Raw genomic sequence first — 21624 nt, 5'->3', positions numbered from 1 at the left:
CCTATGCCGGATAGTCAGCGATCGCGCACCGTCACGCCCGCGAGCGCGAGTTGGTGATAGGCATCCGCGAAGGCGCTTTCGTCCGTCGGCCGCAGCACCGCACCCGCGATATCGCGGTCGACCTCGGCTGATTCCCCGGCTCGGACCAGATCCGCGACCGCGGTCGCCGGCACCGACTCGTCCATTACCCGGCACACGACATCGACAACCGTCTCTACGGTCCACAATCCGGGAATCGCGTCGCCGATCCGATCCGGATCGGGTGACTCGCCCCGATACCAGCCGTCGCCGTCCCACCAGTAGCAGAACGACAGCAGCCCGCCGCCGACGCGCGGGTTCAGCACCGGCACGGCGAGCCAATCCGGCGCGCCGGCAAAGTAATCCGGTAGTGGCGCACCCGCGTTGTACGCGGCGTCCAGCGACGGGTCATCCCAGATCCCGCCCGAAAGCACCGCCCGGCGCCCCGGAAGCAGTTGCAACGTCGATCCGCTACCGCCGACGCTCTCGAACCGCCCGGAGGACGGGAAAATCCGTGGCCCCCAATCGGATCCGACCGCCACCGCCGCGGCCGCCACCACCGCCCACCGCGCCCACACCAGGTCGAGCGATGGAAATCGCAGGATGCTCGGGACGATACCGGCGGCCCGATCGGCCAGAACGCGATGCTCGGTTCGTTCCGGGATACGCAGCTGTCTGTCGTTGTGCCGCATATAAGCGGCCAGCCATACCGGCAGGCGCTCACGCGGGTAAACCGCCAAATCGGCCTCGTATGCTTCGGGCGGCAGCAGATGGTCGGCCGGAAACGGCCGGTCACCGTAGTCGAACTCGTAGTCGAGCTCGCCGGAGTCGCTGAGCCACAGCACAATTCGCCACCACGGTCCACCCGCGACCACACTCGTCAGCGCGCGCAGCTCGTGAACGTACTCGAGCGTCTCGGGCGTGGCATCGACTCGGGAGAGATGGCCGTCCTCGTCGAAGAACCCCGCCTCGGCGATGGAGACCGTTGCGGCGACCGAGAATACGGCCTCCAGCCTGCGCCATCCGATGGGCGCCTCCAGCAGAAAGGATTCCATCAACCTACGGGTGAGCTCCGCGGTGGCACCGGCGATATCCACACGATCCTCTTCCGCGTTCGTGGACATCTCTGTGCGCGGCGGCTCCGGATCGATCGCGGCCGGCTCGTGGCCGATCGGATAGTCCCGCGCGGCAGGCTGTTCCGGCTCGTCACCGAGTGGACCGCCATCGGACAACGTGAACGCGATATCCGGAAGCGTCTCGGCGACAACGCAATCCGTCTCCACCGTGCCCGATGCGGCCTCGTTCACCACAGGTGTCGTACTCCCTTGCGGCTCTTCACCATTGACCGCGGCCATCAGTCGAGATCCGCCACGATCGAGCGGCCTTGCGGCGAATCGGCATCCGAGCGCTCGGTCGCCGCAATACGCTCATCCGCATTCGGCGGGCTGATCGGCGCCCGCGACTCGCCCGGCACATGCTCCGGTAGATCAAGCGCCCCTTCGAGCAGATCCGACAACTTCGGCCAATGCGCCCGGCGCTCGCGCAGGGGCCGCACCAGCTCGACACCCATCCGAGCGGCGTCGGTCGCGGCGGTGCGCACCGCCTCGGTGATCGCCGCGGCGATCTCGTCATAGGTGAGATCGTCGATATCGTCGGCGAATTCGAGTTTCGTCAGGATCCCGTCGGCATCCACCGTCGCCGTCACCCGCCGCTGTTGCACCGAGGCGGTCGCCGTGAGTTCGCCGCGCCGCCTGCCCACCTCGGCGATATCGCGCATCTGCTGCTGGAGACCGTCCAACACCGTCGCCAGTTCATGTTTCAGGAATTCGTTGCTCAACTCGCGGTCTCCGGGTCGGATCGATGACTGAACGGAATCGACAGGTCCGGTCCCACCAGCGCCAGCTTCGCGGGCTGGACCAGCAGGTCCGCGTACTTGTCGGGATTGATCCAGAAGTCGTCGGGCAGCGGCGCCTGTCCATTGAAGATGTTCGGTATCACGTTGTGCAGCAACAGCTTTTTGGCACGCACCCGACCGCTGGTGGACGTACCGCCGATGAGTTCCCGTTCGTATCGCATATCTTTGACGAACGCCTCGAGTTCGGTCCGCGCCTTGGCCTCCGTTATGCCGGACGCGGCCAACTGGCTGTCGAACTCGTTCGTGAGGTCGGTGACTCGTCGGCGGAGGGTTCGGATGTCGTTTTCGATGGTGGTTCGGGTCTGGTCGAGGTGTTCGATCTGGTCCCGCAGTCGCGTCACGGTGCGCTGATGCTCCTGCTGGGCGTGCTGGGCGGTCTCCAATCGCCCCTGCAACCGCGCCGCGGTCTGCGCATATTCCTGCTGCGTCCGCTGGGCCGACTCCAACTCACCCTGCAACCGCGACACGGTCCGCGCATGCTCCTGCTGCGTCCGCTGGGCCGACTCCAACTCACCCTGCAACCGCGACACGGTCCGCGCATGCTCCTGCTGCGTCCGCTGAGCCGACTCCAACTCGCCCGCCAACCGCGACACAGTCCGCGCATGATCCCCCTGCGTCGTCCGGGCCGACTCCAACTCACCCGCCAACCGCGACACCTCGTTTTGCAGTTCTGTCTGCCGCGCGTTCTTTGCTTCGAGCCTGCTCCGTCGTTCCTCCAGCTGGCCTTGACTCGCTTTCTGCTCGTTGGTCGGATCGCCCTGATGCTTGGACATCTCTTCCTGATGGGTCTGCTCGTCGGTTCGGAATTCCTCCCACTCGCGTCTCAGGGTTTGCTGATGCTGCTGCTGATTGGTCCGGACCGTCTCCAGCTCACCCTCCAACCGCGACACAGTCCGCGCATGCTCCCCCTGCGTCGTCCGGGCCGATTCCAGCTCACCCCCCAGCCGCGACACAGTCCGCACATGATCCTGCTGCGTCGTCCGGGCCGACTCCAGCTCACCCTCCAGTCGCGACACAGTCCGCACATGATCCTGCTGCGTCCGCTGAGCCGACTCCAGCTCATCCCCCAGCCGCGACACGGTCCGCGCATGATCCTGCTGCGTCCGCTGAGCCGACTCCAGCTCATCCCCCAGCCGCGACACGGTCCGCACATGATCCTGCTGCGTCGTCCGGGCCGACTCCAACTCACCCCCTAATCGCGACACCTCCGCCTCGTACTTTTCCCGCGCGTCGCGCTCGGCCGACGTCAGCTCGGCTTGGGCATCCTCGATTTCCTTCGTGGCTTTGTCCTGGGCGGCCACCGTCTTTTTCAGTCCCGCGTGTTCGTCGGCAAGTTTGATGTCGTGAAGTTTGAGCTCGGCGTTTGCCTTATCGAGCGCGCTCTCCTGCCCTCGCAAGGTTTCCTTCAGAGCTTTGATCTCATTCTTCAGCGTGGTGCGCTGCTCACCATCCGCCGTCTTCAGCGCCGTCTCCTTGTCTTTGATCGACTTGACGGTTTCGTCATGAGCGCGCTGCGCATGTTCTACTGCGATTTCCTTGGCAAGGCGTTCTCCGGCGAGCCCCTCGACTGCCGCCTTTTTGGGTTCGTAGAGGTTATTCACTTCCTCATGCGCATCGTTCACTTGCTTCTGGAGTTTTTCGATCCGGTCCCGCACATTCGCTTCGGCGGATGTCAGATCGCCCGGCTGATGTTGTTGCTGCGGCAGTCCGTTGTCCCCGGGCCGAGGGTTTCCGTTTCTTGCGCCGGCCTCATCACCGATCGGATGTAACTGGATATCATCGTTCGAACCGCCGGGGTGTTGCGACCGGATCTGCTCATTCTGCTGCGGCTGCTGATGCTGAATCTGATCGGTCGGCTGGTGTTGCTGACTTGGCTGATCCTGCTGGACATGCTCTGCCGGCTGCAGCTGTTGATGCTGCTGCCCCGACGAATTACTCCGTTGCGGTACGACCTGCTCGGTTCGGCTGGCCTCAACCGTTGAATGTGGATTCTGCCGTGCGGTCGAAGCCGCCGTGCCCGCCCGAGCAGCCCCTCCGTTTTGCTTCGCCTGCTCGAGCGCCGCTGTCTTCTCGCTCAAATGCTTTTGCGTGAGTTCGTGCAGCTCTGTGCGCTGCCGCAGAACCGTGGCTTCCGCGGAACCCGGCGCATGCGACACCCGTGGGTCGGCCCTGTCGACGAGCGGGTCGCGCGTGTACAGCTCCTTGGTGAACAACTTTTTCAGATGTTCTTGGTAGTAGGTTTTCCGGACGGTATCGCGAACGGTGCCGTTGAGCTCTTTCTCGTGCTGCTGGATCATTTCCTTGCGTGCGTCGGCGAACGACTTCGGCTGTTGGTTCGAACCGGCAACGGACTGTGCGTGTTCCGTTGGATGCTGGCTCTGTGGCGTGGTGTGCTCGCCCTGCGGCGGCATATGATGAGTTTGCGATGAAGCGGGCTGAACATGCTCCGGCTGAAGCGATGTTTGCGAGCCGTTGTTCTCGGCAGGCGTCCTGTCGTAGGCAGCTTTGAATTCTTCATGGGTACCGGGCAGAGCGCCACGGGATCCGATATAACCTCGCTGCACACCCGTTATCGTCCCGCTGCCTACCGCGCCGACGAAACCCGCGAACCCGTCGCCGTACGGTTTATAGGGCGTACCGTTCATCAGCGCGACCACGCCGGAGCCCGCGAGGTTGCTGAAATTATTCGTGAACTGAGCGGAGACAACACCGGTTACCGAGCCGGCCCAACCGCGAGTCGGGTCGAACCCTCCTTTGGTGAAGAGTTTTCCGACAATTTTCTGGGACCATACGCCGGGCAGATGGCCCGCGAACGGACCGGCGATCGAGGCCGCCAATGTCAACCCCATTTCGCGCCCCTCGAACCCGTCGCGATGCCCCCGCCAAATCTGTATCTGCTGGACCAAGCCGTCCTGGACCGCGCCCCAGATCATCATATTCAGGCCCTTTTTGACCGCGAACTCCGCGAATTCGGCCGGGGCACCCCCGATCCGGAGCGCCCATTTGGCTCCGACCTTGCCCTCCAGGGAACGAACCAGGCCGGGCGTCACCTTCCCGACCAATTCTCCGACACGTTTACCCAATGACTCGCTCAGCTTGGCCGCGAGCGCGAACACATTACCATCGACATAGCGGAGGAAATCTCCGATAGTAACGCGGGTCCACTTGAGTTTATCGATCAGCTCGAGGAATCGCCGACCGACCCGTTGCACGAATGCGCGTGTCGCACCGATGGCTGCCGCCTCGGCCCCGGGCGCGGTCGGCGGAAAAAGCCAGGCCTCCATGATTTCGATGGCCAGCATGGCGAGCGATACCAGGACCAGGAGTTTGGTTTGCTCGATTCCCGTACCGGTATTCCGAATCGACGTGTGGACGGCGACGAAGTAGTCGGCCAGCTGGTCTATCGAACTGTCGCCGCTGACCAGTAATCGTAATTGCTGATCCACGGCCTCACGGCCGCGCCCATCCGGATAGGCGGCGGCCAATTCGCCCCGGAGCTCGTTTATATCGGAGACATGTGACCGCATTTCCTGTGCGGCGTGATTCCAAACATCCGCGAGTGCGAACATCCGGTCCTCGTCACCATCCGGCCATACCGAACCCGTCACCCATGCCAGCCAGCGGAGTTCGGATGGCATTTCAATGGACACGACCGCTCACCTCTGCACGCAATGCGGTTCGACCGACTCGGCTAGAAATTCTCTGCGCTGTGCGCCTCGGCGCCGTCCAGCGATTTCGCCGCATCCACCATGCCGGTGCCGTTACTGTGCAGTGTCTTCACGACTTCCCTGCCGCCTCCTACCAGGCTGGTCCGTTGGGGCAGGTAGGTCTTGGCGAATTCCGTTCCGCCCTCGTCGGTACCCCAGGTTTCGTGACCGTAGCGCCCCGCTTCGGCTGCCAGCCGTTCGACGACACCGCCGATACTCGTCTTCACCTCCAGCATCCTTTTGCCGGCCTTCGCCAGCGCGGGCACATAGACCTCGAGATTTCCCGACATCGAATTCCTCCAACCACATCGGCAAGAACGCCCGATCAGATCACCAATCATCTTCTCGGACAACGGAATACCCCGCACCACCCCAGGGGCCGGCGGACTCTTCACCATCCGTATCCGATTCCGGCTCGCGCAGGCTCGCGGGCAGATCACGCGACGTGGGCGTCAGTGCCACCGTCGTCCGTTCGCCCCCGGCATCGACCATTTCGAATTCCACCGGCGTCTCGGTGTCACGCTCCAGCAAACCCCACATGAGTTCCCGGCTTTTCCGAGTGACTTCCCGCGCCGCAGTGCGCACCGCATCCGGCACAGCCACCGCGATCTCGTCATACGTCAGATCCCCGATATCGTCGCCAAAGCGGGTTTCGATCAGCACCCCCTCGGCATTCACCGTCACCGTGACCCGCTTGTCACAAACGCTCGCCGTGGCGGTAAGCAGCGACCGCCGCCGCTCCAATTCGGCAATATCGTCCCACTGCCGCCGGACGTCCGCATCAGTCAACGGCGAGCCACCCCCATCACCCATACCGTCCTCCTTCCACCGAACGCCCTATCAACAGCGCGCCCCGAGCGGCACCCCCTGCCCCATTCGTTCGAACCGAAGTTGTCCCAAAAACGAACAAGAGATGTAGAAGAGGAAACTAACACCCACCCCCCAAATCCAGGTCACTCACCAATCACCCAAAAATAATCGCCACCTCATCACCCAATCACAAAAACCGAACCCCATCCCCGCACACCCCGAACTCCCCCAACACCTAATAGCCAACGCACAAACCCAGCGGCAAGGTCGTGGTGGTCACCGGCACGTCACAGGGTATCGGCGCGGCCACCGCCAAACGGCTAGCCGTCGAGGGTGCGACGGTCGAGGTGGTCGACCGCGGCGCGCCCGACACGGCGCTCGATCACTGCGCACGAACCCGATCACCGCGCGCGGACGCGATCAAGCGCACCAACTCCACCCACATCATCCCGAACTAGTTACACAAACCAGCAGACCAGGGAATAAAGCCGCCCGAAGCCCCCGCGACCAGCGACCAGCGACCAGCGACCAGCGACCAGCGACCAGCGACCAGCGACCAGCGACCAGCGACCAGCGAAACGCAACCAGCAACGAAGGCCCGCATCAACAGACACACCCTCGCCGACATGGAGATACCTGATCTGCACCCACACGCAATGAGACGTGCGTGGATGACCAACTTCCGAAAGAGCGGCGACCACCCCAACGAAACGCAACCAACAGACCGCAAGAAACCGAACCCAACAACAACCCAAACCACCCCACCAAACGCAACCACAGAATTTGGGGGGTCCGGGGGCAAAGCCCCGCCGGGCGGGGTGTGGGGGTTGCACCCCCACAAAACACTCGGTTCCTCGAGCCAGGCGAACGCCCTCCGTGAGCACAGCTCACCTACGAGAGGAACCGTCGGGGTGACAGGATTTGAACCTGCGACCCTCCGCTCCCAAAGCGGATGCGCTACCAAGCTGCGCTACACCCCGTTGCCCTCGCGACGTGTGTTCCGTCGACGAGGAAGAATTTCCAGTGGAGCGGGCGACGGGAATCGAACCCGCACCATCAGCTTGGAAGGCTGAGGTTCTACCATTGAACTACGCCCGCTGGGCATACGACATCTTTGGGATCGCCATGATGCCGTGTGCGTGTGTGACTGTACCCAACGGGGCTCCCGGAACGCCAATCGCCCCGCCCAATGGTGGTGTGGCGGCTGGTTGGGGCCGCAAATGCCGTGTGCGGCAAGGTTGTCCGCCCGGATATGGCCGGAATCCGCTGGGCGGGAGTGGTTGTGCGCCGGACGCTCCCGGGAATCGCCCGAATCGGACGACACGGCCGACTATGACAAGAATCCGCTATCCGCGTGTCGCGGGCGGGCCGTACCGGCCGGTTCGGGTCGCCACGCGGCGGGTCTACGCAAATTTGCCCGGTGGGCTCGCCAACTCGCTTACCACCGGCTATCCGGTTCGCTATCGCGATGTCCGGCTGCCTCGGCGGCCACCTGGGCGTCGACTGTCGGTGACGCTGGGCACGCCGGTGCGGACCGCTTCGGTTCAGCGTGCGCGGCGGCGATTTTTCAGCGAACGGAATTGATGTGTAACGCCTCGCGATCGTCAGCGATCTCATACCCGATCGCCATTCGCTAGGCACCGAGAACACGTTGTGAAACGGCGTTTTTCGATGCCGAGTGGCTTGCTAGGATCCTTTTTGCCGGACGGGGGTATCTGGAAAGGGGGCGGTGAGCGTGCGCCGAGCGAGGTGGACACAACCGCGTAGCAGTGGGAACGATCGGGGTGACGCCGGCACCTGTGTTCGCACAGGGCACCTGGGTACCAACGTCACCCACGCAGGGTGATCTCGATGCCGACCGACATCGAGCCACCGGTAGCGGCGATGTGCCGTGCCTGGGCGCGCGCGGTGTGCGCGGAACCGGGTTCCGGCGCGTCACCCCAGCAGCTGGAACCGGTACTGATCGAAATCGTCGACCGGCTGCTCGTACTGGCCAGATCCGAACCTTTCCCGGTGCCGGAGGCGCGCGCGCTCGGGGCGCGGCTGGCCGAGCCGCCGTTCGAGCGGATCAGGATGCTCGCCCAGGCCACCAGGTGGCTGCTCGGCTTCCCGTCCGGGGCGCCGGGTTCGCTGGTGGCGACGCGCTGGCCGTTCGTCGCGAGCCAGGCCATCGACAGTTATGCGCAGGCTTTGCAGGAGCGTGCGCTGGCACAGCAGGAGCAGCACATCTCGGCCGCGGTGTCGGTGCGGGTGCAGGAGATCGCGGCGTTGCAGCATCGGCTGCGGCACGAGGCCACCCATGACGCGCTCACCGATCTGGCCAACCGCACGCTGTTGCAGGACCGCGTGCGCCTGATGGCGACCGATCCGACCCGCGGCGTCGGACTGCTGCTCATTGATCTGGACCGGTTCAAGCAGATCAACGACGGTTACGGGCACGCCATCGGCGACGAGGTGCTCGTCGAGCTCGCGAACCGGCTGCGTGAGGTGTGCCCGCCCGATACGGTGATCTGCCGGTACGGCGGCGACGAGTTCGTGCTCGCGGTGAATCCGCGGCGCAACACCCTCGGCGACCTGGCGCACCGCATCGTTTCGGCGCTGCGCGATCCGGTGTGGTCGACGGCGGGTCCGGTGCCGGTGTCGGCGAGTGTCGGCACGGCATACTGCCCGCCCGGTAGCCCATGCGATTTCACGGATCTGCTGCGCAGGGCGGATCGGGCGATGTATTCGGCGAAGACGGCGGGCGGGCGGCGGTTCGCGCTGGCGGATTCCGACGAGCCGGAGATCCAGTCGGCCGTCGCCGGTTGACGCGGGCCTGTCGCGCGCCCATCCGGCGAGCGCGCGACAGAACGCCCGCTACCCCAGCCGCACCGGAAGTTCGGTGAGGGTGGGGAACCCGAATTCGTGATGCCAGGTGAGCTCCGCGGCGGGCCGCGCCAGCCGCAGATCCGGGAAGCGCCACAGCAGGGTGGAGAACGCCACGGTGGCCTCCATCCGCGCCAGATTGGCACCGGCACAGAAATGGGCGCCGTGCCCGAATCCCAGGTGCCGCCCGGCATCCCGGGTGATGTCGAGCCGATCCGGGTCGGGAAAATACGCCGGATCGTGATTGGCGGCGGAAAGCGCGATGTGGACGAATTCGCCCGCCGGAATTTCGATATCGCCGAACCGGACGGGTTCGGCGGTGAAGCGGATGGCGGAGAGGTGGATCGGGCCGTCGAATCGGAGAAGTTCCTCGATGACGCCCGGCAGCTTCGATGGATCGTCGCGCACGGTCCGCAGCAGGGTCTCGTCGCGCAGCAGCGTGAGCGATCCGGTGGTCAGGAAATCGGCGGTGGTCCCGTGCCCGGCGAACAGCAGCAGAAACGCCATGGACACCAGCTCTTTTTCGGTCAGCCGGTCATTGTCCTCCCGCGCGTGCACTAATGCGGAAAGCAGATCCGGACCGGGCCGGGCCCGCTTCGCCCGCACCAGGTCCCGGATATATCCGCGCTTCTCCTCGATCGCGGCCCTGCGCCGCTCACCGCTGATGGCGAACATTTCTCTGGCCCAGCGCTGGAATTCGCCGAGGTCGGTCCGGGGCACCCCGAGTATTCCGCAGATCATCCGGACCGGGAGCGGCACCGCGAACGCGGCGAGCAGATCCACCTCGTCGCAGCCGGCGATCTCGTCGAGCAGCGCGTTCGTCGTCGCCTCGATATGCGGTCGCATCGCCGCGACCGCCCGCGGCGTGAATGCCTTGTTGACGAGTTTGCGCAGCCGGGTGTGCTCGGGCGGGTCGCAGTTGCCCATATGGTTGTCGAGATTCAGCAGCGACGAGCTCTCGGGCGCCGCCGGGCATTGGCGGCGGAAAATCGCCGCCGTGCCGTCGACATTCTTGCGCAGCCGCGGGTCACGCAGTGCGGCGCGCGCCTCGTCGTGGCCCAGGATCATCCAGCTCACCACCCCCTCGGGGGCATGGAATCGCACGACCGGCCCGCGCTCGCGCCATTGCCGGTAATGCGCCTGCGGATCGGCATAGAAGTCGTCGTCCAGCGTTTCGATCGGATTCGTGGTTTCGATATCCACAATAGGTCCTCGCCAATACCTGCGATCGCGATTCGATCGCATACACAGTCCGCCACTGAAACATTAAACTCGGATCGTAATTTTTCCGTATAAAATGGATAACCAAAAAGTCAGATTCACCGATAAGACCGCCGGGTCGGCGTGCATTCCATACCATTGATCTGCACCCGAGATCCGGGCGCTCCGATAACAGGGCACACTCAAAACAGGAGATGGAGTCATGGCGTTTGTTCGCATTGCCAGGTGGCTGAAGCAGGGTAAGAGTCTGAAGACTTTCGCGTGGTACGGCTGGACGTAATCCACTGACCCGATAGCGCCCGCGCCCGGTTCGGCGTGCCGTTCCGGGCGCGGGCATTTTCCCTTTCACCCTCGCGAGGAATCGCCATGTCTTCATCGCATACGACCAGGAATTCACGGACCGTCGCCTTCGCGCCCCGACTGGCGGAATTGCTCGAGAAATATCGCGGACAAGATCTTTTTCGGCTGGAGCCGGATACGATCGGCATCGCCGATCCGGATCTGATGGATGCCGTGCTCAGCGCCCGGCCCGCCCAGGCCGCGGAACGCCCTACGTTCAAACCCATCCGCGGGCGGCTGGTGGACCGGGCGGATGCGGTGACATTCATGCGGGCCGTGACCGCCGACGTCCGCGCCGCGCTGAAAACCCCGCTGGAGCCCGCCGCCGACCTCACCGGCAAATGGCCGCAACGCGCCCACGATTACGTGCGCGACCTGGTTTTCGGGCGCGAGGATTTCCGCTTCCGCCTATTGGTCGACCGCAGGCTGGAGCTGACGCCGAAGCTGACCTGGTCGGCCGCCACCTCAGGGGCGGCGTTGATCGGCAGGCTCGGCGCGGACCGGCCGCTGTCGAATTTGGCGGCGCAGGTCTTCGACGCCGATAATTTCCGCGACCGCCAGTATTCGATGTACCTGTACCGCCGGGTCGCGGCGCCGGTGTGTTTCACGGTGGCGTCGCTGGTCACCGGTGCACTGTGGCTGGCGTCGCCGCTGGATCCGGCGGTAAGCAACCGCAATATTCTCCTGGAAACGCTACGGCTGCTACCGCCGTCTTGGAATCTGTTGCGCAACAGGGGAAGTGAATACGCCGCCCTCGACGGCCGGATCGGCGCCGACGACGACATCCTGCTGCTCACCCTGCTCAGCCAGCGCGATCCACGGCTGTGGGAGGTGCCGGAGGAATTCCGCCCGGAACGCTGGGACACGCTCGACCCGGAAACCCATCCCGGCTACCTGCCCTTCGGCCACGCGTCCGAGCGCTGCTGGGGGCGGCATATGGTGCTGCCGCTGGCCGAGCGCATCCTCGATATCGCCCGCCGCGACGGCCTCGCGGTCGATCCGGGCCAAACGACGGGTCGGGTGGAACTCGACGGCTTGCTGGAGATCGCGACCATGCGGGTGCGCGCCGGTCAGTCCGGCTGACAGCCGGGGCACCAGAACAGGTTTCGCGCCTCCATCACCGCATGCGCGACCGGTGTTCCGCAGAGACGGCACGGTTCGCCCGCCCGCCGATAGACGTAGGTGCGCGGGCGATCCAGCGCGTACGAGGGTGCGCCGTGATCGTCCTCGGGTCGCACCACCACCATCTTGCCGACCCGCACCCCGACCTTCATCAGCTCGACGAGATCCGCCCACATCGCCTGCCACTCACCCGGACTCAACGCGGTGCCCGGCCGGTGCGGCGAAATATGGTGCCGGAAAAGCAGTTCCGCCCGATATACATTGCCCACTCCGGCCACCACCCGCTGATCCATCAGCAGGGCCCCGATCGGCTTGCGCGAGCGATGAATTCGCCGCCAGGCCCGGTCCGGGTCGGCGCCGCGGCGCAGCGGGTCCGGGCCGAGCCGCTCGGTGAGCGCGGAAACCTCGGGCGGCAGCAGGATTTCGCATGCCGTCGGGCCGCGCAGGTCGGTGCCGAATCCCGGTTTACCGTCGGGCACACCGAATATCCGCATCCGCACCTGGCCGACCGGCTCCCCCATCGGCAGCCCGGAATCGTAGAACTTCCCGTACAACCCGAGGTGCACATGGACGACGAGTCCCGAATCATAGTGGTGCAGTAGGTGTTTGCCCCACGCCTCGGCCCGCGTCAGTACGTGCCCGTCCACCCGCGCCGCCCCGACCGCGAACTTCCCCTGCGGGCTGGAAACCCGGACGACGCCACCCGCCAGCTCACGCTGATGCAGCCGGGCGAGACGATGCAGGGTATGCCCTTCAGGCATGGAAGGTCGCTATCCTCTCGGGCTATTACCTACGCGAGCAATGGATTTCAGTACGCCGGAACCTCGGGTGCGACACCGGTCTTCTCGTACTCGGCCAGGATGTCGATGCGGCGCTGGTGCCGCGCCTCACCGGACCACGGCGTGGTGACGAACGCGTCGACGATGGCCAGCGCCTCCTCGGTGGAGTGCATGCGGCCGCCGATGCCGATCAGCTGGGCGTTGTTGTGCTCGCGGGCCAGCTTCGCGGTCTCGACGCTCCAGGCCAGCGCGCAGCGGGCGCCGGGCACCTTGTTGGCGGCGATCTGCTCGCCGTTGCCGCTGCCGCCGAACACCAGGCCGAGGCTGCCCGGGTCCGCGACGGTGCGGCGGGCCGCCTCGATGCAGAAGGCCGGGTAGTCGTCCTGGGCGTCGTACTCGAGCGCACCGCAGTCGACGACCTCGTGCCCCGCCTGCTCCAGATGAGCCTTGACGTGATTCTTCAGTTCGAAACCGGCATGGTCGGCACCAAGGTATACGCGCATGGGCTGCATTGTGTCAGGCCGCGCGAACCGCCCGGCCGCCGGGACACGCCGCCATTAACACCGGCGGGCGACCGCGCGAATCCGAGGTTGGGCGCGTAGCGCCGCGAAATCGGCTCCCAGCAACTGAATAGAGTGCATCGCATGCAGCCGCACGAACCACACCCGTCCGGGCCCGGATGGGCGCAATCACAGGACATGAGCTACAACGTGCCTGGACTGTCGTATCCGAACCCCTACGCCCAGTCGCCGTACGGACCGGTGCCGCCGGGTGTGCCGCCGCAGCAGCAACCGCGCGGCCTGTCGCCGTGGGGCAGGCCGGCACGGCACAGCTGGGAGATCCCGCTGTTGGTGGTGGTCATCGTGATGACGGTGTTCGCGTACCTGATCGCCCTGCTGATGCTGATCTTCGGCAGCGTCGATCAACTGGTGTTGCTGCTGGTGTTCGCGCCGGCGCTGGTGTGGTTCGGCCGCGGCATCAACTATTCGGCGCAGCGGGTGAACGGCGTGAAGATGTCGCCGACACAATTCCCGGAGGGCTACCGCATGGTGCAGGAGGCCGCGGCGCGCTTCGGCATGGCCAAGGTCCCGGACGCCTACGTGGTGCTCGGGAACGGGCAGATCAACGCGTTCGCCTCCGGGCACGGCTTCCGCCGCTATGTCGTCGTCTACAGCGACCTGTTCGAAATCGGCGGCGCCGCACGGGAACCCGACGCGCTGGCGTTCATCATCGGGCATGAGGTCGGGCATATCGCGGCGGGGCACGTCTCCTATTGGCGCCAGCTCGGCATGTTCCTCGCACCGTTCCTGCCGATCCTCGGCAGCAGCCTCAGCCGCGCGCAGGAGTACACCGCCGACAATCACGGCTACTGCAACCGCCACCAGGGCGCACCCACCGCGATGGGCACGCTGGCCGCGGGCAAATATATGAACACCCTGGTCGGCTTCGACGAGATGGCCGACCGGGCCGCACAGGAGAAGGGCTTCTTCGTCTGGATGGTCAATGCCATGGCCAGCCATCCGGTGCTCACCTGGCGGATGGCGGCGCTGCGCGACCGCAGCAGGCACGGCAAGCTGTTCCTGCGGCCGTCGCCCGCGCCGTTCCCGCCGAATTATCAACCGTACGGAGAGGTTCCGGCGCTGCCGCCGAAACCCGTTCCGTAGTGGGCGAATTCAGTCGAATTCCGGATCCTCGGTGCGGGTCCGCTTCAGCTCGAAGAAGTGCGGGTAGTTGGCCAGCGTCACCGACGCGTCCCACAGCTTGCCCGCCTCCTCACCGCGCGGGATCCGGGAGATCACCGGGCCGAAGAACGCGACGCCGTTGATGTGGATGGTGGGGGTGCCGACATCGGGGCCCACCTTGTCCATACCCGCGTGGTGGCTGGCGCGCAGCGCCTCGTCGTAGTCGGTGCTGTCGGCGGCCTTCGCCAGTTCGGCGGGCAGGCCGACCTCGGCGAGCGAGTCGGCGATCACGGCGGCCAGCGTTTCCTTGCGGGAATCGCGCCGGTACTCCTCGCGGCGGTTGTGAATGCGGGTGCCCATCGCGGTGTACAGCGGCAGCAGCACCTTGTCGCCGTGCTCCTGCGCGGCGGCGATGCAGACCCGGACCGGCGCCCAACCGGTGGCCAGCAACTCCTGGTACTGCTCGGGCAGGCCCTCGCGATTCTCGTTCAGCACCGACAGGCTCATCACGTGGAATTTGGCCTCGATATCGCGCACCTTCTCGACCTCGAGAATCCAGCGCGAGGTGATCCAACACCACGGGCACAGCGGATCGAACCAGAATTCGGCGAGGTCTTTGTTACTCACGGGCTTCCTCTCGGTCGTGTTGCGCGCAGCGGTGAACCCGCCACCGCATATACCGAACCAACCATGCCGTAGGCCGATTCGTTCCCCATTTCGGACGCGACTTCTGTCCGGATCCGACGGCCCCGACCGCCCCGCGCCAGTAGGGTTGACCGGACAGGAGTAACTGGAACCGAGCAGGGAGCCGGATATGACCTCGGGACAGCATTTCGTCATCGTCGGCGGCGGACTGGCCGCGGCCAAACTGGCGGAAGCCTTGCGCGCCAACGATTTCGCCGGATCGGTGACGCTGCTCGCCGCCGAGGACCAACTCCCGTACGAGCGGCCCCCGCTGTCCAAGGAGCATCTGCTCGGCAAGAAATCGCTCATCGAATTCACCGTCGAATCGCCGCAGTGGTACCGCGATCACCACATCGATCTGCGCCTCGGCACCAGCGTCACCGCGATCGATCGGACCGCCAGGACGGTGACGCTGCCCGACGGGTCGACCCTGCCGTACGACAAACTCGCGCTGGCCACCGGTTCGGCACCGCGCACGCTGCGCATCCCCGGCGCGGACGCGCCGAACGTCTACACCCTGCGCACCATCGAAGATTCCGACACGCTGATCGAATTGTTCCGCAGCGCAAGGCGTTTGGCGATTATCGGGGCCGGGTGGATCGGTATGGAGGTCGCGGCGGCGGCCAGGGCCGCCGAGGTCGAGGTGACGATACTGGAATCCGCCGAACAGCCGCTGCTCGGCGCGCTCGGCCCGGAGATGGGCGCGGTATTCGCGGACCTGCATCGGGCGCATGGTGTCGATCTGCGGCTCGGCGTGCAGGTCGCCGAGATCGTCACCACGCACGGTATCGCCACCGATGTCGCCACCGGTGTGCGGCTGGCCGACGGGAGTGTCGTCGAGGCGGATGCGGTGCTGGTCGCGATCGGCGCCGCACCCAATATCGACCTGGCACGGGCGGCCGGGCTCGAAGTGGACGGCGGCGTGCTCGTCGACGCGAGCCTCACCACGAGCGATCCGGATATCGTCGCGGTCGGCGATATCGCCGAGCAGCAGCATCCGGTGCTCGGGCGGCGAATCCGGGTGGAGCACTGGGCGAATGCGCTCAACCAGCCCGCCGTCGCGGCGGCGACCATGCTCGGCAAACCGGGCAGCTACGACCGGTTGCCCTATTTCTTCACCGATCAGTACGACCTCGGCATGGAGTACACCGGTTACGCCGGGCCGGGCGATTACGAGCGGGTGGTGGTGCGCGGCGACAAGGCGGCCCGGGAGTTCCTCGCGTTCTGGCTCGACGGCGCGAATCGGGTGCTGGCCGGGATGAACGTCAACATTTGGGATGCCGGGGACCGGATCAAGGAGCTCATCCTGTCGGGCGACCCGGTGGCCCCTGACCGGATCGCCGATACCTCGACTTCACTGTGACCGGAGTCACATCGAAATACGTAGAATGCGGCGGGCGGGCACCGACCTCCTGGTGAACACATCCCACACAAAGGAGTTCGAGCCATGAAGTACATGCTGCTGAAGACCTACACGGCCGCCGCCTTCTGCGATACGCCGATATCCGAGTGGGCGCCCGAGGATATCCAGGCGCACATCGACTTTCAGCGGGCACTCGGCGCGGAACTGCAGCGGTCCGGCGAACTCGTCGACGCGCAGGGCCTTGCGGGCCCGGCCGAGGCGCGGATCGTCAGCTCCGACGGCCGGTCCGCGCCGGTGGTCACCGACGGACCGTTTCCGGAGACCAAGGAATTCCTGGCCGGATACTGGATCGTCGATGTCGATTCGCCGCAGCGCGCCTACGAGATCGCGGGGCAGGCGTCCGCCGCGCCCGGGCCCGGCGGCAAGCCGATCGGCGAATACATCGAGGTGCGTGCGGTGCTCGATGTACCGGCCACATCGGACTGACGCTCGAAACCTATTGCGCCCGTGATTGATTCGTCGACCGAGGACCTGCTGCGCGAACTCGCGCCGCAGGTCCTCGGCACGCTGGTGCGCCGGTTCGGCGATTTCGGCGCCGCCGAGGACGCGGTACAGGAGGCACTGCTCGCGGCCGCCACCCAGTGGCCTGCGGACGGGCTGCCGGACAATCCGCGCGGCTGGCTCATCCAGGTCGCCCAGCGGCGGATGACCGATGCGGTGCGCGCCGAAATCGCCCGGCGACGCAGGGAGACAACGGCTTTCGAGCGTGACGTGCCCGATGCCGCGGCCGTCGACCGCGACGACACCCTGGACATGTTCTTCCTGTGCTGTCATCCGGCGCTGTCCCCGGCCGGCGCCATCGCGCTCACCCTGCGCGCCGTCGGCGGGCTCACGACCGGCGAGATCGCCCGCGCCTTCCTGATACCGGAAGCCACCATGGCGCAACGCATTTCGCGCGCCAAACAGAAACTGTCGACGCTGGAGCGGCCATTCGCGCGGCCCGGCGACGCCGAATGGCGGGAACGACTCGGCGCGGTGCTGCACGTGCTGTACCTCATCTTCACCGAGGGCCACACCACCACCTCCGGACCCGGCCTGCACCGAACCGACCTGTCCGGCGAGGCGATTCGGCTCACCAGGGCCATGCACCGGCTGCTGCCCGACGATACGGAGATCACCGGCCTGCTCGCGCTGATGCTGCTCACCGACGCCCGCCGCGCCGCCCGCAGCGGCCCGCACGGAGAGCTCATCCCGCTCGCCGAACAGAACCGCGCCCTATGGGACCGCGGGCTGATCACCGAGGGCGTCCGGCTCGTCACCGGCACGCTGGCACGGGGGTTGACCGGCCCCTATCAACTTCAGGCCGCCATCGCCGCGCTGCACGCGGAGGCCGCCCGCGCCGAGGACACCGACTGGGATCGAATCCTCGTGCTGTACAACATGATCGAGCGCCTGGCACCGAATCCGATGGTGACGTTGAACCGCGCCGTCGCCGTCGCCATGGTGCACGGGCCCGCCGCGGGCCTCGAACTCACCGACACCCTCGTCGACGACCTCGCGGGCAATCATCGTCTGGCCGCGGTGCGCGGTCACCTGCACGAAATGGCGGGCGACTACCGCGCGGCCATCGCCGCGTACACCGCTGCCGCCGAACGCACCACCAGCCTTGCCGAGCGGGATTACCTCACCATCCGGGCCGCGCAGTTGCGTCGGCTGTGAATCCGTTCGAAATAGGCTGACCGCCGTTGTGGCACAGCCTATTTGCGCCAGGCTCATTCAATCGTTGCGACCGGTCACGGCGACGGCGACACCCAGGCCGATCATCGTCAGTCCACCGGCGCCGCCGACCATCGACAGTCGGCGCGGCGAGCGACCGAACCAGTCCCGCGCCATCGACGCCGCCAGTCCCCACACGCTGTCGGACAAGAGACCGAGGAGCGTGAAAACCAACCCGAGCACCAGCATTTGCACAGTGGCATGCCCCGCGCCGCGATCGACGAACTGCGGCAGCACCGCAACGAAGAACATGATGGTTTTCGGATTGCCCACCTCGACGGCAAGCCCTTCCCACATCGACCGCAACCCCGGATGTGCGACGGACTCACCGGCTATGGCGGTCCGCAACGACCGACCCTGCCGAAGTGCCTTGACCCCCAAATAGATCAGATACCCGGCACCGGCCCACTTCAGCACCGTGAACGCGATGACCGACCGTTCCACGATCGCGCCGACGCCGAAAGCGACGGCGATCACCAATATGTAGGCGCCGATCGCGCTGCCGACAATCGTCGCCAACGCCGTGCGTCGCCCATGCGCGAGCGCGCGCCCGATCAGGAACAATACGCTCGGGCCCGGAATCGCCAGCAACACAAGCGACATCGCCGCGAACGCGACCAACCTATCAGCCGACACCATCAGGGAATGTTAGCCACGCGAAGCGTTTTACGACCAGGTGGGCCGTGTCGGATGACAGAATGCCTTGCGTGGCGGACGATTTCACCATTGATGACGTGCGTGCGGCGGCGGGTCGGTTGGCGGGGGTCGTGCACCGGACACCCGTGCTCACCTCCCGCGTGCTGAACAAGCGCGTCGGGGCCGAAGTGTTTCTGAAGTGCGAGAATTTCCAGCGCGTCGGCGCTTTCAAATTCCGCGGTGCCTACAACGCGATCTCCCAGCTGACCGCCGAACAACTCGCGCGCGGTGTGGTGGCCTGGTCCTCCGGTAACCACGCGCAGGCGGTCGCGCTGTCCGCGCGGCTGCTCGGCACCTCGGCGGTCATCGTGATGCCCGCCGACGCCCCGGCCTCGAAGTTGGCCGCCACCAAGGAATATGGGGCCGAGATCGTCACATACGACCGCTACACCGAGGACCGGACCGCGATCGGCGAAGCCCTGGCCGCCGAGCACGGCCGAACCCCGATTCCGCCATTCGACCACCCGCAGGTGATGGCCGGACAGGGCACCGCGGCGCTCGAACTCATCGAAGAGACCGGACCGCTGGACGCCTTCCTCACGCCCATCGGCGGTGGCGGGCTGATGGCCGGATGCGCCACCGCCGTCACCGCGCTGTCCCCAGGCGCCCGCATCATCGGCGTCGAACCCGTCGACGGCGACGACACCAAGCGTTCGCTGGAAGCCGGCCACCGGATCCGAATTCCGGTGCCCCACACCATCGCCGACGCGCAGGCCAACGAAACTCCGGGCGAACTCACCTTCGCCGTCAACCGCAGACTGGTGGATCAAATCGCACTGGTCACCGACGACCAACTGACAACAGCCATGTCCTTCCTCTTCGACACCATGAAAATCGTCGCCGAACCAACCGGCGCCGCCGGAGTCGCCGCCCTACTGGCAGACCAGATCTCACTCCCCGACGCCCGCGTCGGCATCGTAATCTCCGGCGGCAATATCAACACCACCCGATTCACCCACTTGGTCGGCGCCCTTTCCGGTTAGTGGCCGCCTCTGTCCCGCGTCAGATTCTCGGCAGGACTCCGCGGGCGGATGGGTTCACATGCTAACGCTCCATAATGGCACCGCTAGTTCGAGCCGCGGGCAAACCACCTTTCGAGCCACTCCCGGCACGGCACCCGATGGGAGGCAAGCCAATTAGAGAGCCACACCAAACACACGGTGGGCAGCCGCATGAGAGAGCATCCCACCGGGCACCTGGACCAAATCCAGGCCGCAATTCGATCCTGATACCAGTCTCTAACTAGCCGATGAGCGAGCGCAGCTCGGTCAGTCCGAGGTGGAACCAAAGGGGCCCTCGCGTGCGAGGGCCCCCTTCCCTTCAGGACAGGTAATCGTTGACTGCGACCGGGGTGTCCGCCGCGTCGTGCTCTGCGTCGGCATCCGGTTCCAGGAACCAGCGGGCGGTCCGTCGCCCGATTCGCTGATTTCCGGCCACGTAGCCGCGCAGTTGGCGTTCGTATTCGGCGAAGGCTTCGGTGTGATCTCGGGCCGTGGCGAGTTCACCGGCCAAGATGTACGCGCCGATCAGCGCCTGTGACGTGCCCCGCCCGGAGGTCGGCGCAGCGCAATAGGCGGCGTCGCCGACCAGCACGACCCGGCCTTGCGCCCAGCGATCCATCCGGATCTGGCTGATCGTGCCGAAGAAGAAGTCCGGCGCGTCTCGCATCGCAGCGATGAGGCGGGGTGTTTCCCAGCCCAGACCAGCGCACTGGTCCGCGACGATCTTCTTGCGCTGCTCGATGTCGTACCGACCGGGGTCCAGGGCATCCGCGGCGAACGAAACGACCACGTGGAGTTCGCCCAGGTCGCTGCGGCCGTTCACGCCGACGGAGATACCCGGAGCCCGATACAGCATGCCGCGATTGCCGAGCGTCAGGTAATCGCGAGTTGTGAAGGCCCCGAAGGCGATTCCCAAGTGGTGGATGAAGTTCGATTCCGCACCGAAAACCATCTCGCGGACGGTGGAATGGATTCCGTCCGCGCCGACCACGAGATCGAAGTCCTCTGGTTCCCCCCGTTCGAAACTCACCCGGACCCCATCATCACGCCGGAGAAGACCGGTGATCGAGTTGCCGAACAGGTAGCGAACCTCGTTGCGGGTGGCCGAGTACAGGATGCGCAGGAGGTCGCGGTTGTGGATCTCGACGTCACCGGCGAAAATCTCCGGGGGCAGGACGTCCACCTGGTTGCCGTCTCCGTCGAGCAGTACCGTGTCGCGGCGCGGTGTCTGGTGTGCGCGAACCTGCTCGAGTAACGCCATCCGGTCGAGTACGTCCAGCGCGGGTCCGCGCACGTCAACGTCGAACCCGGTGCCGTAGTGCCGTGGCGCGCGTTCGATCACGGTCGGGGTGTAGCCATACCGGTGCAGCCAGTAGGCCAGGGCTTGTCCCGCGACGCCCGCGCCGGAAATCAGGACGGTCTTGCTATACATGGGGAAACTCCTTGTGAGCCGCGTCCAGCCGACGCCGTACTGCAGCGTTGATCGGAGGCGAAGAAATCCAGAATTGGCAAGGAGGCGAGCCGAACAGCGCCGATCCCCAGGCTCAGTTGTCCTGGTCGGTGCAACACAGCGGCCCGCATGAGCGCGCCGACATAGGCTTCAGTGCTCCTCGGTCTGGATGGAGTTCCGACCGGGAAGTTAGCAG

General features: G+C 65.7%; 19 protein-coding genes and 2 tRNA genes. 8 read left to right on the top strand and 13 right to left on the bottom strand.

Going from position 1 to position 21624, the window contains the following annotated elements; genetic code table 11:
- Nucleotides 1-14: 14 nt before the first annotated feature.
- The 5 genes from F5544_RS11560 to F5544_RS11540 are packed head-to-tail and all read right to left on the bottom strand — an operon-like array spanning nt 15 to nt 6453.
- A complete protein-coding gene (locus F5544_RS11560) occupies nt 15-1373 on the bottom strand; it encodes a hypothetical protein (protein WP_167473185.1) in 1359 nt (452 codons plus the stop codon).
- Nucleotides 1373-1855: a YbaB/EbfC family nucleoid-associated protein gene (locus F5544_RS11555; protein WP_167473184.1), complete on the bottom strand. Its 483-nt coding sequence runs from the start codon at nt 1853-1855 to the stop codon at nt 1373-1375. The genes F5544_RS11560 and F5544_RS11555 overlap by 1 nt, the downstream gene beginning before the upstream one ends.
- Nucleotides 1852-5583: a hypothetical protein gene (locus tag F5544_RS11550; RefSeq protein WP_167473183.1), complete on the bottom strand. Its 3732-nt coding sequence runs from the start codon at nt 5581-5583 to the stop codon at nt 1852-1854. Before F5544_RS11550 ends, F5544_RS11555 begins: the two co-directional genes overlap by 4 nt.
- 41 nt (nt 5584-5624) lie before the next feature.
- Entirely contained in the window at nt 5625-5930 is a 306-nt protein-coding gene (locus tag F5544_RS11545) for a hypothetical protein (protein ID WP_167473182.1), read from the bottom strand.
- Between the two features lie 40 nt (nt 5931-5970).
- Complete coding sequence (locus F5544_RS11540; protein ID WP_428847133.1) at nt 5971-6453, bottom strand: YbaB/EbfC family nucleoid-associated protein; 483 nt, start codon at nt 6451-6453, stop codon at nt 5971-5973.
- A gap of 266 nt (nt 6454-6719) precedes the next feature.
- On the opposite strand from F5544_RS11540, the gene F5544_RS11535 reads away from it, so the two are divergent.
- Entirely contained in the window at nt 6720-6908 is a 189-nt protein-coding gene (locus F5544_RS11535) for an SDR family NAD(P)-dependent oxidoreductase (protein ID WP_167473180.1), read from the top strand.
- A 448-nt stretch (nt 6909-7356) separates the two neighbouring features.
- Here the strand turns inward: F5544_RS11535 and F5544_RS11530 are convergent.
- Both F5544_RS11530 and F5544_RS11525 read right to left on the bottom strand, forming a co-directional pair.
- Nucleotides 7357-7430, bottom strand: a tRNA-Pro gene (locus F5544_RS11530).
- Nucleotides 7431-7474: 44 nt separating this feature from the next.
- A tRNA-Gly gene (locus F5544_RS11525) sits at nt 7475-7548 on the bottom strand.
- A gap of 753 nt (nt 7549-8301) precedes the next feature.
- On the opposite strand from F5544_RS11525, the gene F5544_RS11520 reads away from it, so the two are divergent.
- A complete protein-coding gene (locus tag F5544_RS11520) occupies nt 8302-9258 on the top strand; it encodes a GGDEF domain-containing protein (RefSeq protein ID WP_167473179.1) in 957 nt (318 codons plus the stop codon).
- Between the two features lie 48 nt (nt 9259-9306).
- Here the strand turns inward: F5544_RS11520 and F5544_RS11515 are convergent, their stop codons facing one another.
- On the bottom strand, nt 9307-10518 hold the full coding sequence (locus tag F5544_RS11515) for a cytochrome P450 family protein (RefSeq protein ID WP_238847194.1): 1212 nt from the start codon (nt 10516-10518) through the stop codon (nt 9307-9309).
- 384 nt (nt 10519-10902) lie between these two features.
- On the opposite strand from F5544_RS11515, the gene F5544_RS11510 reads away from it, so the two are divergent.
- Nucleotides 10903-11958, top strand: coding sequence for a cytochrome P450 (locus F5544_RS11510; protein WP_167473178.1), 1056 nt, complete (start codon nt 10903-10905; stop codon nt 11956-11958).
- On the opposite strand, the gene F5544_RS11505 is transcribed toward F5544_RS11510, so the two are convergent.
- Together F5544_RS11505 and F5544_RS11500 are read right to left on the bottom strand one after the other, a co-directional pair.
- Nucleotides 11946-12758 (bottom strand): Fpg/Nei family DNA glycosylase, encoded by an 813-nt coding sequence (locus tag F5544_RS11505; RefSeq protein ID WP_167473177.1) that lies wholly within the window; start codon nt 12756-12758, stop codon nt 11946-11948. The two genes, F5544_RS11510 and F5544_RS11505, sit on opposite strands and share 13 nt — an antisense overlap.
- Nucleotides 12759-12805: 47 nt before the next feature.
- On the bottom strand, nt 12806-13279 hold the full coding sequence (locus tag F5544_RS11500; protein WP_167473176.1) for a ribose-5-phosphate isomerase: 474 nt from the start codon (nt 13277-13279) through the stop codon (nt 12806-12808).
- A gap of 195 nt (nt 13280-13474) precedes the next feature.
- On the opposite strand from F5544_RS11500, the gene F5544_RS11495 reads away from it, so the two are divergent.
- Nucleotides 13475-14440, top strand: coding sequence for a M48 family metallopeptidase (locus F5544_RS11495; RefSeq protein WP_167473175.1), 966 nt, complete (start codon nt 13475-13477; stop codon nt 14438-14440).
- A 9-nt stretch (nt 14441-14449) separates the two neighbouring features.
- Here the strand turns inward: F5544_RS11495 and F5544_RS11490 are convergent, their stop codons facing one another.
- On the bottom strand, nt 14450-15085 hold the full coding sequence (locus F5544_RS11490) for a DsbA family protein (protein WP_167473174.1): 636 nt from the start codon (nt 15083-15085) through the stop codon (nt 14450-14452).
- 187 nt (nt 15086-15272) lie between these two features.
- Here F5544_RS11490 and F5544_RS11485 point away from each other — a divergent pair, with 187 nt between their 5' ends.
- The 3 genes from F5544_RS11485 (at nt 15273) to F5544_RS11475 (ending at nt 18224) form a co-directional block, all read left to right on the top strand.
- Nucleotides 15273-16505: an NAD(P)/FAD-dependent oxidoreductase gene (locus tag F5544_RS11485; RefSeq protein ID WP_167473173.1), complete on the top strand. Its 1233-nt coding sequence runs from the start codon at nt 15273-15275 to the stop codon at nt 16503-16505.
- Nucleotides 16506-16589: 84 nt separating this feature from the next.
- The gene (locus F5544_RS11480; protein ID WP_167473172.1) at nt 16590-16991 is read left to right on the top strand and encodes a YciI family protein; all 402 of its coding nucleotides are present in this window, start codon (nt 16590-16592) and stop codon (nt 16989-16991) included.
- A 21-nt stretch (nt 16992-17012) separates the two neighbouring features.
- Nucleotides 17013-18224, top strand: a complete 1212-nt coding sequence (locus F5544_RS11475) for an RNA polymerase sigma factor (protein WP_203217540.1) — start codon at nt 17013-17015, stop codon at nt 18222-18224.
- Between the two features lie 57 nt (nt 18225-18281).
- On the opposite strand, the gene F5544_RS11470 is transcribed toward F5544_RS11475, so the two are convergent.
- Nucleotides 18282-18920, bottom strand: coding sequence for a LysE family translocator (locus tag F5544_RS11470; RefSeq protein ID WP_167473171.1), 639 nt, complete (start codon nt 18918-18920; stop codon nt 18282-18284).
- Between the two features lie 68 nt (nt 18921-18988).
- On the opposite strand from F5544_RS11470, the gene F5544_RS11465 reads away from it, so the two are divergent.
- Nucleotides 18989-19960 (top strand): threo-3-hydroxy-L-aspartate ammonia-lyase, encoded by a 972-nt coding sequence (locus F5544_RS11465; protein WP_238847193.1) that lies wholly within the window; start codon nt 18989-18991, stop codon nt 19958-19960.
- Between the two features lie 337 nt (nt 19961-20297).
- Here the strand turns inward: F5544_RS11465 and F5544_RS11460 are convergent, their stop codons facing one another.
- Entirely contained in the window at nt 20298-21410 is a 1113-nt protein-coding gene (locus tag F5544_RS11460; protein ID WP_167473169.1) for an FAD-dependent monooxygenase, read from the bottom strand.
- Between the last annotated feature and the right edge of the window lie 214 nt (nt 21411-21624).

Source organism: Nocardia arthritidis (assembly GCF_011801145.1).
GTDB classification, from domain to species: Bacteria; Actinomycetota; Actinomycetes; order Mycobacteriales; family Mycobacteriaceae; genus Nocardia; species Nocardia arthritidis_A.
This window is presented reverse-complemented; position numbering and strand designations above follow the sequence as displayed.